Source organism: Streptomyces sp. S4.7 (assembly GCF_010384365.1).
GTDB lineage: Bacteria > Actinomycetota > Actinomycetes > Streptomycetales > Streptomycetaceae > Streptomyces.
The window spans coordinates 2974322-2987905 of record NZ_CP048397.1 but is presented as its reverse complement, the minus strand read 5'-3'; the positions used below and the strand labels follow the sequence as shown (position 1 = coordinate 2987905).

Annotated in this window: 10 protein-coding genes; 8 read left to right on the top strand and 2 right to left on the bottom strand. The window is 71.3% G+C overall.

Translation table 11 applies throughout. The features are described from left to right. Window positions 1-136: 136 nt before the first annotated feature. The 3 genes from SSPS47_RS13020 to SSPS47_RS13010 are packed head-to-tail and all read left to right on the top strand — an operon-like array spanning window position 137 to window position 3467. The gene (locus tag SSPS47_RS13020) at window positions 137-1642 is read left to right on the top strand and encodes an NAD(P)/FAD-dependent oxidoreductase (RefSeq protein WP_164251204.1); all 1506 of its coding nucleotides are present in this window, start codon (window positions 137-139) and stop codon (window positions 1640-1642) included. Next, a complete protein-coding gene (locus tag SSPS47_RS13015) occupies window positions 1639-2559 on the top strand; it encodes an alpha/beta hydrolase (RefSeq protein WP_164251202.1) in 921 nt (306 codons plus the stop codon). Before SSPS47_RS13020 ends, SSPS47_RS13015 begins: the two co-directional genes overlap by 4 nt. Beyond that, complete coding sequence (locus SSPS47_RS13010; RefSeq protein ID WP_164251200.1) at window positions 2556-3467, top strand: SDR family oxidoreductase; 912 nt, start codon at window positions 2556-2558, stop codon at window positions 3465-3467. The genes SSPS47_RS13015 and SSPS47_RS13010 overlap by 4 nt, the downstream gene beginning before the upstream one ends. A 149-nt stretch (window positions 3468-3616) precedes the next feature. Here SSPS47_RS13010 and SSPS47_RS13005 read toward each other — a convergent pair whose 3' ends face one another. Beyond that, window positions 3617-7018 carry a S41 family peptidase gene (locus SSPS47_RS13005; protein WP_164251198.1) on the bottom strand — a complete coding sequence of 1134 codons (3402 nt, stop codon included), beginning with the start codon at window positions 7016-7018 and terminating at the stop codon, window positions 3617-3619. A 209-nt stretch (window positions 7019-7227) separates the two neighbouring features. Here SSPS47_RS13005 and SSPS47_RS13000 point away from each other — a divergent pair, with 209 nt between their 5' ends. Both SSPS47_RS13000 and SSPS47_RS12995 read left to right on the top strand, forming a co-directional pair. Beyond that, window positions 7228-7800 (top strand): TetR/AcrR family transcriptional regulator, encoded by a 573-nt coding sequence (locus SSPS47_RS13000; RefSeq protein ID WP_164251196.1) that lies wholly within the window; start codon window positions 7228-7230, stop codon window positions 7798-7800. 182 nt (window positions 7801-7982) lie between these two features. Next, the gene (locus SSPS47_RS12995; RefSeq protein ID WP_164251194.1) at window positions 7983-10235 is read left to right on the top strand and encodes an MMPL family transporter; all 2253 of its coding nucleotides are present in this window, start codon (window positions 7983-7985) and stop codon (window positions 10233-10235) included. 22 nt (window positions 10236-10257) lie between these two features. On the opposite strand, the gene SSPS47_RS12990 is transcribed toward SSPS47_RS12995, so the two are convergent. After that, the gene (locus SSPS47_RS12990; RefSeq protein ID WP_164251192.1) at window positions 10258-10671 is read right to left on the bottom strand and encodes an SsgA family sporulation/cell division regulator; all 414 of its coding nucleotides are present in this window, start codon (window positions 10669-10671) and stop codon (window positions 10258-10260) included. A gap of 250 nt (window positions 10672-10921) precedes the next feature. On the opposite strand from SSPS47_RS12990, the gene SSPS47_RS12985 reads away from it, so the two are divergent. The 3 genes from SSPS47_RS12985 to SSPS47_RS12975 are packed head-to-tail and all read left to right on the top strand — an operon-like array spanning window position 10922 to window position 13567. Beyond that, window positions 10922-12022: an energy-coupling factor ABC transporter permease gene (locus tag SSPS47_RS12985; protein ID WP_164251190.1), complete on the top strand. Its 1101-nt coding sequence runs from the start codon at window positions 10922-10924 to the stop codon at window positions 12020-12022. Window position 12023: 1 nt separating this feature from the next. Then, window positions 12024-12785, top strand: a complete 762-nt coding sequence (cbiQ, locus tag SSPS47_RS12980; RefSeq protein WP_164251188.1) for a cobalt ECF transporter T component CbiQ — start codon at window positions 12024-12026, stop codon at window positions 12783-12785. Beyond that, window positions 12782-13567 carry an ABC transporter ATP-binding protein gene (locus tag SSPS47_RS12975; RefSeq protein ID WP_164251186.1) on the top strand — a complete coding sequence of 262 codons (786 nt, stop codon included), beginning with the start codon at window positions 12782-12784 and terminating at the stop codon, window positions 13565-13567. The genes cbiQ and SSPS47_RS12975 overlap by 4 nt, the downstream gene beginning before the upstream one ends. Window positions 13568-13584: the final 17 nt, after the last annotated feature.

Sequence of the window (13584 nt, the reverse complement as noted above, 5' to 3'; positions counted from 1 at the left end):
TCTCGCCGCCGCGTCCTACCGCCGGTGACTTTTCTCGTCCGACCCCTACCCACGAGTAAGGAGCTGCCCTACTCTCTTAACAGTGCCAGTGATTACTGGCGTGGTCCGGTGCGAAACTCCGGCGGGAGGCGGCGGCATGGCCAAACACGAGCACGTACGGGTGGCGGTGATCGGATCCGGATTCGGTGGCCTGGGAGCCGCCGTCCGGCTGCGACGCGAGGGGATCACCGACTTCGTCGTCCTGGAACGGGCCGACTCGGTCGGCGGCACCTGGCGCGACAACAGCTATCCGGGCTGTGCCTGCGACGTGCCCTCGCACCTGTACTCGTTCTCCTTCGCGCCCAACCCCGACTGGCCGCGCGTCTTCTCCGGCCAGTCGCACATCCGCGCCTACCTGGAGCACCTCACCGACACCTTCGGGCTCCGGCCGCACCTCCGGCTGAACCACGAGGTGCTGCTGATGCGCTGGATCACCGAGGCGGCGCACTGGGAGATCGAGACCTCGCGCGGGATCATCACGGCGGACGTCGTGGTCTCCGCCACCGGGCCGCTGTCGGACCCCAAGGTGCCGGAGGTGTCCGGACTCGACTCGTTCCCGGGCAAGGTCTTCCACTCCGCGCGCTGGGACCACGGTTACGACCTGCGGGGCAAGCGCGTCGCCGTGATCGGCACCGGCGCGTCGGCGATCCAGATCGTGCCGGCCATCCAGCCCGACGTGGCCAGGCTGACGCTCTTCCAGCGCACGCCGCCATGGGTCCTGCCGCGCGCCGACCGGGCCATCTCCGGTGCCGAGCGGTGGCTGCACCGCAAGGTGCCGGCCACCGCCGTCGCGCGGCGCGGACTGCTCTGGGGCATCAGGGAGTTGCAGGTCCAGGCGTTCACCAAGCGCCCCGATGAGCTGGGGCTCGTCGAGCGCGTCGCGAAGGCCAACATCGCGCGTGCGATCAAGGACCCGGCACTGCGGGCCAGGCTGACCCCCTCGTACCGGATCGGCTGCAAACGGATCCTGCTGTCCAGTACGTACTATCCGGCGCTCGCGCGGCCCAATGTGGATGTCGTGTCCTCCGGGCTCGCCGAGGTGCGCGGGTCGGCGGTCGTGGGCGCCGATGGCGCGCAGACCGAGGTCGACGCGATCATCTTCGGCACCGGCTTCCACGTCACCGACATGCCCATCGCCGAGCGGGTGGTGGGAGCGGACGGGATCACGCTCGCCGAGGCGTGGAAGGACGGGATGGAGTCGCTGCGCGGCGCGACCGCCGCCGGGTTCCCCAACTGGATGACCGTCATCGGGCCCAACACCGGACTCGGCAACTCCTCGATGATCCTGATGATCGAGGCCCAGCTCAGCTATCTCGGCGACTATCTGCGCACCCTCGGCTCGCTCGGTCCGGGCGCCGCGCTCACGCCCCGTCCGGCGGCGGTCGACGCCTGGAACCACCGTGTACAGGAGCGGATGAAGCGCACCGTGTGGAACACCGGCGGCTGCACCAGCTGGTACCTGGACGACAACGGGCGCAACACCACCATCTGGCCGGGGACGACGACCGAGTTCCGCCGTGCGACACGGGCCGTCGACCTGAGGGAGTACGACGTCGTACCGGCACGGACCGGAAAGCCGCGCGACAGGGAGGCACTTCGATGACGACGACACCCAACCCCCGTGAACTGACCGCGCGTTCGGCCGACGGCTCGCGCCTGCACATAGAGGTGTACGGCTCCGAGGGGGCGCCCGCGATCGTCCTCGCCCACGGGTGGACCTGCTCGACCCTCTTCTGGGCCGCGCAGACAGACGCTCTCTCCGCCGACCACCGCGTGATCGTCTACGACCAGCGCGGGCACGGCCGTTCACCCGCCGTGGGCCGCGGCGGCTACACCACGGACGCGCTCGCCGACGACCTGGAGGCGGTGCTGGGCGCCACCCTGGCGCCGGGCGAGAAGGCCGTACTGGCCGGGCACTCCATGGGCGGCATGACGCTGATGGCCGCCTCGGCGCGGCCCGCCTTCCGGGAGCACGCGGCCGCCGCGCTGCTGTGCAGCACGGGCAGCTCGAAGCTGGTGGCCGAGTCGCGGGTGGTACCGATGCGCCCCGGACGCGTACGGACCCGGCTGACCCGCCTGATCCTCGGCGCGCGGGCCCCGCTGGGGCCGGTCACGGGGGTCTCGAAGCGGATACTGCGGTACGGGACCATGGGGCCCGGCACGGCGCCCGACCGGGTCGACACCTGCGCGCGAATAGTCCACGCGTGTCCGCGCCCGGTACGGGTGGCCTGGTCGCATGTCCTCGGTGAACTCGATCTCGACGCGCAAGTGGGCGAGTTGAGGATTCCCACGGCGGTCATCGCGGGGACGGCCGACCGGCTGACGCCGCCGGTGCTGGCACGCAGGCTCGCGGAGGCGCTGCCCGACTGCGCCGGCCTCACCGAGCTGACGGGTATGGGACACATGACGCCCGTGGAGGCGCCCGAGGCGGTGACCGCCGTGCTCCGGGGACTGGTGGACGACCACCTCACGGCCGAGCGGGCGGCGGCGGACAACGCGACCGAGGAGAGTGCCGTATGAGCCGGGTCAGCCTGGAGGGGCAGGTCGCCGTCGTCACCGGCGCGGCACGTGGTGTGGGCGAACTGCTGGCCCGCAAGCTCTCGGCGCGCGGCGCCAGGGTGGCGCTGGTGGGCCTGGAGGCCGACGAGCTCAAGGACGTGGCGAGCAGGCTCCACACCGAGTGCGAGCACTGGTACGCCGATGTCACCGACCACGAGGCGATGACCCGCGTCGCCCAGGAGGTCAAACAGCGCTTCGGGAAGGTCGACATCGTCGTGGCCAACGCGGGCGTGGCGGCGGGCGGCCCCTTCCTGGACTCCGACCCCGTCGCCTGGCGGCGCGTCATCGAGGTGAACCTCATCGGCGGCGCGGTGACGGCGCGCGCGTTCCTGCCCGTACTGATGGAGAGCCGCGGCTACTTCCTCCAGATCGCCTCGCTCGCCGCGATCACGCCGGCGCCGATGATGAGCGCGTACTGCGCCTCGAAGTCGGGCGTCGAGGCCTTCGCGCACAGTCTGCGCGCCGAGGTCGGCTACAGGGGCGTGCGCGTCGGCGTCGGCTATCTCTCCTGGACCGACACCGACATGGTGCGCGGCGCCGACGAGGACGAGGTGATGCGCGAGATGCGGCGGCGGCTGCCGTGGCCGGCCAACAGGACATACCCGCTCGGGCCCGCCGTCGAGCGCCTGGTGACGGGGATCGAGCGGCGTTCGGCGCATGTGTACGCGCAGTGGTGGCTGCGGGGCATGCAGTCCGTACGCGGATATCTGCCCGGCGTCATCGCGACCGTCGGGAGCCGGCACATGCGGAGCCTCGACGCACGGCTCGGCGGGGTGGGCAAGGGGCTCGTGGGGGCGGGCGGGGCGGCCGACGAGCAGGCGCGTGCGCAGGACGCGCGTGACCGGTTCGACGACAACTACGACGCCTGAGCGGGTAGTTCGCGGCGGAGCGCACCTGGTGACCTGTGCACCGGGTGCGCTCCTGTGTGCGGGCCGGGTGTGGGTGTCCCCGATCGCCGGACGGGCTGCGTGCCGTGTCCTCAATCGCCGGACGGGCTTGATGAGCCCGTCCGGCGGGATCAGCTTCGCGGCGGTAGCGCGGGGCGGCGGCGGTCCGGGACGTTCGTGTAGTCCGGGGGTGTCGCCGCCGGCTGTTTCGCCAGCAACTCCAGTGCCACCCACACCGCGTCGTCCAGCTGCGCGTGCCGTCCCTCCGCCCAGTCCAGCGGTGTGCGCAGCGCCTCGATGTCCGGTTCCACACCGTGGTTCTCGACCGACCAGCCGTAGGTGTCGAACCAGGCCGCGTTCATCGGCACCGTGATCACCGTGCCGTCGCCCAGCCGGTGTCTGCCGGTCATGCCGACCACCCCTCCCCAGGTGCGCTGTCCGACCACCGGGCCCAGTTTCAGCAGCCGGAACGCGGCGGTGATCATGTCGCCGTCGGAGGAGGTGGCCTCGTCCGCGATCGCGACCACCGGGCCGCGCGGGGCGTTGGAGGCGTAACTGACCGCCTGCGCGTTGCGCGTGAGGTCCCAGCCGAGGATGCGCCGGGTCAGCTTCTCCACGACGAGTTCGCTGATGTGGCCGCCCGCGTTTCCGCGTACGTCCACGATCAGTCCGGGCCTGGACACCTCCAGCCGCAGGTCCCGGTTGAACTGCGCCCAGCCGGAGCCGCCCATGTCGGGGATGTGGAGGTAGCCGCACTTGCCGCCGCTCATCTCGCGGACGACCTCGCGGCGCTTGGCGACCCAGTCCTGGTAGCGCAGGGGCCGTTCGTCGATGAGCGGGACGATCGCGACGCGCCGTGAACCGCCGTTCCCGGCAACGCCGTTGGCCGTCGACAGGTCCTCGGCGGGGCGGAAGGTCAGCTCGACCGTCGTGCCGCCGGCGGCGGACAGCAGCGGGAAGGGGCCGGTCACCGGGTCGACGGGCCGGCCGTCGACATGGGTGAGGACCGCGCCCTCGCGGATGCCCGTACCGGCCAGCGGGGAGCGGGCCTTGGAGTCCGACGACTCACCGGGCAGGATCCGTTTGACGAGCCATTCGCCGTCCCGGCAGACGAGGTTGGCGCCGAGCAGACCCATGGCGCGCTGGTAGTGCGGCGGTCCCTCGTTGCGGCGGGCGGGGGTGACGTACGCGTGCGAGGTGCCCAGTTCGCCGAGCGCCTCGCGCAGCAGATCGGCGAACTCGTCGGGTGTCGCGACGCGTTCGACCAGCGGGCGGTACTGGTCGAGGACCGCGTCCCAGTCGATGCCGCACATCTGCGGCTCCCAGAAGTACGCGCGGATGATGCGGCCCGCCTCCCCGTACGCCTGGCGCCACTCCGCCGCGGGATCGACCTCGTGCAGGATGCGGCGCAGGTCGAGGTGGACGGTCGAGTCGCCGTCGCCGGGCTCGTTGGCGGGCACGGCGCGCAGATCGTCGTCGTCCACGACCACGAGCCGTGAGCCGTCCCGGCTGATCGCGAACCAGTCGAGGTGGTCGACGAGTTCACTCCTGCGCGCCTTGGTGATGTCGAAGTGTTCGAGCGTCGGCCGGCCCGAGGTGTCGGCGGGGTTGGCGAACGTCTCGCCGAGCGCGCCGGAGATCGGCCAGCGCAGCCACACCAGGCCGCCGCCGCTGACGGGTTGCAGGGCCGAGTACTTGGACGCGGAGACCGGGAACGGCGTGACCCGGCTCGCCAGCCCTTCGACCTCGACCGTCACCGTCCCTCCCCCGGAGCCTTCGGCCTGGGAGGTGCCCCCGAAGGCCGCGGCGCCGTCGGACACGACGGCCGCCACCGGGTCGAGTCCGCCCGCGGCCGGCCGGCCGTCCGGGGACAGCGCGAACGGCGAGGGCGTCGCCGACGACAGCGGTACGAGATAGGGGCGGCAGCCCAGCGGGAAGGAGAGGTCGCCGGTGTGCACGTCGTACACGGGGTCGAATCCGCGCCAGGAAAGAAAGGCGAGATATCGGCCGTCCCGGGTGAAGACCGGATTCTCGTCCTCGAAGCGGCCGTTGGTGACGTCGACGATCGTACGGTCGGCGATCCGCGCCATCTTGATCTGGCGCAGCGAGCGGCCGACTCCGGGGTGGGACCAGGCGATCCAGTCACCGTCGGGGGAGAACGCCAGGTCGGTGACGGGGCCGTTGACGGAGCGGATGAGTTCGGTGACGTCCTCGGTGACGTCCGCCGCGACGGGCTCGGCCGGTTCCGCACCGGGAACTTCCGACGTCGCGTCGTCCGGCGCGTCGTCGGGAACCGTCAGTATCAGCAGTCTTCCGTCGTGCGTCGTCAGCGCCAGCCGTTCGCCGTCCGGGTCGGCGATCAGTTCGTGCACCCGCCCCAGCCGCCCGGAGGCGAGCCGCAGCGGCGGCCGGTCCCCGCTCGCGCGGGGCAGATAGGCGATCTCGATCGCGTCCTCGCCGTCCGCGTCGGTGACATAGGCGACCTTGCCGCCGCTGCCCAGCATCTCGGGGAGCCGGACCCGTACCCCCGGAGTGTCGGTGATCGTGCGGGCGGGGCCGTCGCGGTGGGTGAGCCAGTACAGGCTGCCGCGTACGGAGACGGCGCTGGCGCGGCCCGTGGTGTCGACGGAGATCGAATCGACGTGGTGGGTGGCCGGGACCTGGTAGGCGCGCCGCCCGGCGCGCGGGCCGCCGAGCCGTACCGACAGCTTGCGCGGCACCGCGCCGGGCGCGAGCGAGTCGACCAGCCAGAGGTCTCCCGCGCACTGGTAGACGATCCGTCGTCCGTCGGACGACGCGTGGCGGGCGTAGAACGCGTCGTGGTCGGTGTGCCGGCGCAGGTCGGTGCCGTCGGGGAGCGTCGAGTAGAGATTGCCGACGCCCTCGTGGTCGGAGAGGAAGGCGATGCGCCCGTCGACGAACATCGGACAGTCGAGATGGCCGGGCAGATCCTCCAGCAGACGCTCGCCGTGCAGCCAGAGCCGGCCCATGGCCCCACCCCGGTACCGCTTCCAGGCGGCCGGCTCGTGCGGCGGCTTTCCGGTGAGCAGCAGCGTGCGCCGCTCGCCCCCGATGTCGGCGACGGCTATGTCGGCGACCGGGCCCCAGGGGAGCTTGCCGCCGGGGGAGCCGTCGGTGGGGACGCTGTAGGCCCAGGAGTAGTACGAGAACGGCTGTCCGTGCGAGGAGACGGCGAGGATCTGCGCCGAGCCGTCCTTGTCCGGCGGCGTCCAGCCGCAGACGCGGGTGTCGGTGGAGCCCCAGTAGCTGAGCCGGCGGGCCGGGCCGCCGGCCACCGGTGCCAGATGGATCTCGGGATCGAGGCTGCGCCAGGTCGTGTACGCGATCTGGCTGCCGTCGGGCGAGAACCGCGGATGTCCCACTCTGGTGCGGTCGACGGTCACCCGCCACGCGCGGTCCGGGCGGTGCTTGGCCGACGAGAGGGGGGCGACCCAGAGATCGTCCTCGGCGGCGAAACACAGCAAGTCGTCGTGCAGGTGCGGATAGCGGAGATACGCGACGTCGTCACTCACCCCCCAATGCTTTCCGCGCGGGAGGGGCGGGGCAACTCGTGGGCACAAGTCAGTTGGCCGGATGTGTTCGGCGGGCGCTCGGTCGTGTGTGTGGAGGGTGTGGCGGAGCCCACAAGCGAAACGTTGCCGTTTCGATGAGGGTGGGGTTATCTTCGTACTGTACGAAACCGTTTCGTTCGGTTCCTCGATTCCTTGAGGGGAGGTCGGCCATGGCACGCACCAGACTCACGCCGGAGCGCGAGAGCGAGTTGTACTCAGCCGTGCTCGACCTGCTGCGCGAGGTCGGCTACGACGCCCTCACCATGGACGCCGTCGCCGGCCGCACCCACTCCAGCAAGGCCACCCTCTACCGCCAGTGGGGGAGCAAGCCGGAGCTCGTCGCACGGGCCCTGCGCCACAACAAGCCGGCCGATGTCGCACAGATCGACACCGGCTCGCTGCGCGGGGACTTCCACGCCATGGTCTCGATGGCCGACGACTGTCAGATGGAACGGGACACCGCGCTGATGCGGGGTCTGGTCCATGCCGTCCACACCAACCCCGATCTCCACCAGGCCCTGCGCGAACTCCTCATCGAGCCCGAGCTGAACGGGCTGAGCGTGTTCCTGAGCCGTGCCGTGGACCGGGGTGAGATCAGCGCGGACCAACCCGCGCTGAAGTACGTCACACACATGCTGGTCGGCGCCTTCGTCGCCCGGCAGCTCGTCGAGGACCGCTCTGTCGACCAGGCGTTCCTCCGCGATTACCTCGACGCCGTGGTTCTCCCCGCCCTCGGCGTCTGACCCTCCCCGCAGCACCGCAGCACCGCAGCACCGCAGCACCGCAGCACCGCAGCTCCGCCTCCCTGGGCCGCTCGCCCATCTCCGGGGTTCCCCAGCAGTACCCAGTACCGCACGCGTGTCGCTCTCGCGCCGTCGGTCGGCTCCCCATGCCCTGACCCACCCCCAGACCGGGAGTACGCCTCGTGGCCACGTTCCTGTACAGACTCGGACGGTTCGCCTTCCGACGCCGAAATCTCGTCGCCCTCGTATGGGTGGCGCTGCTGGCCCTGGCCGGCGTCGGCGCCGCATCCGCGTCCACCGCGACCTCCAGCTCCTTCTCCATTCCGGGGACGGAGGCCCAGAAGGCCTTCGACCTGCTGGAGGAGCGCTTCCCCGGCGGCAGCGCCGACGGAGCGACGGCCCGTGTCGTCTTCAAGGCCCCGGACGGCGGGAAGATGACCTCCGCCGCCAACAAGGCCGAGGTCGAGAAGATCGTCGACGAGCTGCCGGCCGGCTCGGACCAGATCGCGCGGGTCACCGACCCGTACACGGCCAAGGCCGTCTCGCAGGACGGTTCGACGGCCTACGTGTCCATCACGTACAAGGTCAGCTCCATGGAGCTGACCGAGGAGACCCGCACCGCGCTGGAGGAGACCGGGGCCGACGCGCGGGACGCGGGCCTGACGGTCGAGATCGGCGGGGACGCGCTCCAGGCCGTACCGGAGACCGGGGCCACCGAGGTCATCGGCGTCTCCGTCGCCGCCGTCGTACTCGTCATCACCTTCGGCTCGCTGATCGCGGCGGGGCTGCCACTGCTCACCGCGCTCATCGGCGTCGGGATCGGTGTCTCGACCATCACGGCGCTGGCCGGTGTGATGGACCTCGGCTCCACCACCGGCATTCTCGCGATGATGATCGGCCTCGCCGTCGGCATCGACTACGCCCTGTTCATCGTCTCGCGCTACCGGGCGGAGCTGACGGAGGGGCGTGAACCGGAGGAAGCCGCCGGGCGGGCCGCCGGGACGGCGGGATCCGCGGTCGTCTTCGCGGGGCTCACCGTCGTCATCGCGCTCGTCGGGCTCTCCGTCGTCAACATCCCGATGCTCACCAAGATGGGCATCGCCGCCGCCGGTACGGTCGTCATCGCCGTCGTCGTCGCGCTCACGCTCGTCCCGGCCGTGCTGGGATTCGCGGGCAGGCGCGTGCAGGGCAAGAAGGTGCGCGAGCGGCACGAACGGGAGCGGGCGGCGTCGGCCGACGGCAAGGTGGCCGAGGGCAAGCCCAACATGGGCACCCGCTGGGCCCGCTTCGTGCTGCGCCGCCCCGTCGCCGTGCTCCTGGCCGGGGTCGTGGGCCTCGGCATCATCGCCGTACCGGCGACCTCGCTGGAGATGGGTCTGCCCGACGACGGATCGCAGCCGACGAGCACGACGCAGCGCAAGGCGTACGACATGCTGTCCGACGGCTTCGGCCCCGGCTTCAACGGCCCGCTGCTGGTCGTCGTGGACGGCAAGGGCGACGACAACGCCAAGCAGACCGCGGGGCGGGTCACCGACGCCGTGAAGGACCTGAAGGGCGTCGCGGCCGTCACCCCGGCCACGTACAACAAGGCCGGTGACACCGCCACGATCACGGTCGTCCCGAAGGACCGTCCCTCGTCGGTGGAGACGGAGAACCTGGTCCACGCCATCCGCGACGCGGGCGGCGAGATCGCCTCCGACAGCGAGGCGAAGGTCCTGGTGACCGGCGCCACCGCGATGAACACCGACTTCTCCGAGAAGATGAACGACGCGCTGCTGCCCTATCTCGCGCTCGTCGTGGGTCTGGCGTTCCTGCTGCTGATGCTCGTCTTCCGGTCGGTCCTGGTACCGCTCAAGGCGGCCCTCGGGTTCCTGCTGTCGGTCGTCGCCGCGCTCGGCGCGGTGGTCGCGGTCTTCCAGTGGGGCTGGCTCTCGGGTCTGTTCGGCGTCGAGCAGACCGGTCCCGTCATGTCGATGATGCCGATCTTCATGGTGGGTGTGGTCTTCGGTCTCGCCATGGACTACGAGGTCTTCCTGGTCACCCGGATGCGGGAGGCGTACGTCCACGGGGAGCGCCCCGGCCAGGCGATCGTCACCGGTTTCCGGCACGGGGCGCGGGTCGTCACCGCCGCCGCGGTGATCATGATGGCGGTCTTCGCGGGCTTCATCGGCTCCGGCGAGTCCATGATCAAGATGATCGGCTTCTCGCTCGCCATCGCCGTCTTCTTCGACGCGTTCGTGGTCCGGATGGCCATCGTCCCGGCGGTGCTCGCGCTGCTCGGCAGCAAGGCGTGGTGGCTGCCCCGCTGGCTGGACAGGCTGCTGCCGAACGTGGACGTGGAGGGGGAGCAGCTGCGGAAGATGCTGGAGAAGGAGTCCGACGGCGCGGGCCGGGACGCCGGGCCCGGCCCGGAGAAGGAGCTGGTGCGGGTCTGAGGTGACCCGACCCGACTCCGACCTAGGAGTTGTGCAGCAGGCGGTCCAGGCCGCGCTTGGCGCGCAGTGGGTAGCGCTCCTCGCCGGCCGGGACCGTCTGGTGTGTCAGCCGCAGGAAGCGGCGCAGTGCGGCGGTGTCGAACTGGATCAGTGCCACACCGTCCGGTGAGTGGAATTCGAGCATCGTCTGGGCCCGGCCGCAGGGCCAGACGCGTACATCTCCCTCGCCCGACGGCGTACGCAGTCCCGCTTCCAGCAGCTCGCGGGCGAAAGCCCACACCACCTCGCCGTCGTCGCGTGACACCTCGGCGGGGAAGGCGACGCGGACGGCCAGCGGATCGGCGCTGTCGTAGCGGAGGGTGACCGAGAGGCGCCGGTGGTGGGGGGTGTCCGTGATGAGGCGGACCTTGGCGGGCTGCTCTACGACGGCTGGCATCGCTTCGCTCCTCTGCGGCGGTCTTCGACGCGGTGTGCGGCGCAATATGAGGCGCTTTACAACACAACATACCTTTTGTCAGATATTTAACGCCGTGCGTCCCGGAATCCGCAAACTTTCCGTGCCGTTCGGTGCCCGTACACCGATTCGCATGGCCCGCGCTCTTGCAACTCGTTCGCAAGAGAGGACTATCTATTCGAACGGTTCACTTCGAGCGGTTCACCACGCCTGCCGGAAGCGGAGCCCGCCCATGCATGTCCCCGACGGAATGATCAACCTGCCGGTGTCGGCCGCCGCCGGCGTCGTCGCGGCCGGGGCCGTGGCGGTCAGCCTGCGCGGCGCACGCCGCGAGCTGGGCGACGGACCCCTCGCCGAGGGCCACGGCGCGGAGCGCACCGCGCCCCTCGCGGGTCTCGTCGCGGCCTTCGTCTTCGCCGTACAGATGCTGAACTTCCCCGTCGCGGCCGGCACCAGCGGGCATCTGCTCGGCGGGGCGCTGGCGGCGATACTCGTCGGCCCCTTCACCGGGGTGCTCTGCATCGCCGTCGTCCTGCTGATGCAGGGAATCCTCTTCGCGGACGGCGGACTCACCGCGCTCGGCGTGAACATCACGGTCATGGGCGTCGTGACGGTGCTCGTCTCGTACGGGATCTTCCGGGCCCTCCTCCGGGTCCTGCCGAAGGGGCGCCACTCGGTGACCGGGTCCGCGTTCGTCGCCGCCCTGGTGTCGGTGCCGGCCGCCGCCGCTGCCTTCACCCTCCTCTACGCGATCGGCGGGACCACCGATGTCCCGATCGGCAAGGTGCTCACCGCGATGGTCGGCGTGCACGTCCTCATCGGCATCGGCGAGGCTGCGATCACCGCGCTGACGGTCGGGGCGGTCATCGCCGTACGCCCGGACCTGGTCCACGGGGCACGCGGGCTCGCCGCGCCGCTCAAGCTGCGGGTGGACGGTGAACTGATCGACGCGCCCGCCGCACCCGCGCCCACCGTGCCCGCGACCGCGCCGGCCGCGGCGCGCTCGCCGCGCGGGCTGCTGGCGGCCGGCCTCGGCACGGCCCTCCTGCTCGCCGGCGTCGTCTCCTTCTACGCCTCCGCCAACCCCGACGGCCTGGAGAAGGTCGCCGCCGACAAGGGCTTCGACAAGAACGTCGACGAGCACGCCGCCGCCGACTCGCCCCTCGCCGACTACGGCATCGCGGACATCTCCGACTCCCGGCTCTCCGGCGGCCTCGCGGGCGTCATCGGCGTCGGCGCGACGGTCGTCGTCGGCAGCGGGGTCTTCTACGCCGTCCACCGCCGCCGTACGACGCGGAACGCGTCCGCCCCGACCTCCGCCGAGCGGGCCTGACATGGGGGCGGGCCACGCCCACAGGCTCTACCGGCAGGGGCGGTCGCCGGTCCACGCGCTGCCGCCGCACTGCAAGCTCGCCGCCGTCCTGTGCTTCGTGCTCGTCGTGGTCTCCACCCCGCGCGAGGCCGTGTGGGCCTTCGGCCTGTACGCGGTACTGCTCGCCGCCGTCGCCGCGATCGCCCGCGTCCCGGCCGGGTTCCTGCTGCGCCGCATGCTGATCGAGGTCCCGTTCGTGGCCTTCGCCGTCCTCATGCCGTTCGTGGTGCCCGGCGAGCAGGTCACCTTCCTCGGGCTCTCGTTGAGCGTCCCCGGCCTCTGGGGCGCCTGGAACGTGCTGGCCAAGGGGACGCTGGGCGTCGCCGCCTCCGTACTCCTCGCCTCCACCACCGAACTGCGCGCGCTGCTGCTCGGGCTGCAACGGCTCCGGCTCCCGCCGATGCTCGTCCAGATCGCGTCGTTCATGATCCGCTACGGCGACGTGATCACCGACGAGCTGCGCCGGATGTCGATCGCCCGCCGCTCGCGCGGGTTCGAGGCACGCGGCGTACGGCACTGGGGGGTGCTCGGCAAATCCGCCGGCGCGCTGTTCATCCGTTCCTACGAGCGCGGTGAGCGGGTGCACCTGGCGATGACGAGCCGCGGCTACACGGGCACGATGCCGGTCATCGACGAGACGACGGCCTCCCGCGCGCAGTGGACGTCCGCCGCCGCACTCCCGCTCTCGGCGCTCGCGGTCTGTCTGCTTGGCTGGACACTATGAGCACGCAGTCCCAGGACCAGCCGAAGCAGCCGTCCCCGCCGCCCTCTCTCGAAGTGCGCGGGCTCGCCTACGCCTACCCCGACGGCCACCAGGCCCTCTTCGGCGTCGACCTGACCGTCGCCCGCGGCGAGCGGGTCGCCCTGCTCGGACCCAACGGCGCCGGGAAGACCACCCTCGTCCTGCACCTCAACGGCATCCACACCGCCGGCGCCGGGTCCGTCACCGTCGCCGGGCTGCCCGTCGCGAAACAGCACCTCGCCGAGATTCGCCGCCGCGTCGGCATCGTCTTCCAGGACCCCGACGACCAGCTGTTCATGCCCACGGTGCGCGAGGACGTGGCCTTCGGACCCGCCACGTCCGGACTGCGCGGCGCGGAGCTGGAGGCGAGGGTCGTCGCCGCGCTCACACAGGTGGGCATGGCCGAGTACGCGGACCGGCCGCCGCACCATCTCTCCTTCGGCCAGCGCCGCCGGGTCGCCGTCGCGACGGTCCTGGCGATGGAGCCCGAGATCCTCGTACTCGACGAGCCCTCGTCCAACCTCGACCCCGCGTCGCGCCGTGAACTCGCCGACATCCTGCGGGCGTTGGACGTCACCGTCCTGATGGTCACCCATGACCTGCCGTACGCGCTGGAGCTGTGCCCGCGCGCCGTGATCCTCAGCGAAGGTGTCATCGCCGCCGACGGGCCGACCCGCGAACTGCTGGGCGACAGGGAGCTGATGGGCGCGCACCGGCTGGAGTTGCCGTTCGGTTTCGACCCCGGGACGGTCCCGTCGCACTGAACCCCGTGGCCCCGTCC

Coding starts and splice junctions, on each gene's coding strand:
- SSPS47_RS13010 (WP_164251200.1), top strand. CDS start 2,556: ATGAGCCGGGTCAGCCTGGAGGGGCAGGTCGCCGTCGTCACCGGCGCG.
- cbiQ (WP_164251188.1), top strand. CDS start 12,024: ATGGGGGCGGGCCACGCCCACAGGCTCTACCGGCAGGGGCGGTCGCCG.
- SSPS47_RS13020 (WP_164251204.1), top strand. CDS start 137: ATGGCCAAACACGAGCACGTACGGGTGGCGGTGATCGGATCCGGATTC.
- SSPS47_RS13015 (WP_164251202.1), top strand. CDS start 1,639: ATGACGACGACACCCAACCCCCGTGAACTGACCGCGCGTTCGGCCGAC.
- SSPS47_RS12990 (WP_164251192.1), bottom strand. CDS start 10,671: ATGCCAGCCGTCGTAGAGCAGCCCGCCAAGGTCCGCCTCATCACGGAC.
- SSPS47_RS12975 (WP_164251186.1), top strand. CDS start 12,782: ATGAGCACGCAGTCCCAGGACCAGCCGAAGCAGCCGTCCCCGCCGCCC.
- SSPS47_RS13000 (WP_164251196.1), top strand. CDS start 7,228: ATGGCACGCACCAGACTCACGCCGGAGCGCGAGAGCGAGTTGTACTCA.
- SSPS47_RS12985 (WP_164251190.1), top strand. CDS start 10,922: ATGCATGTCCCCGACGGAATGATCAACCTGCCGGTGTCGGCCGCCGCC.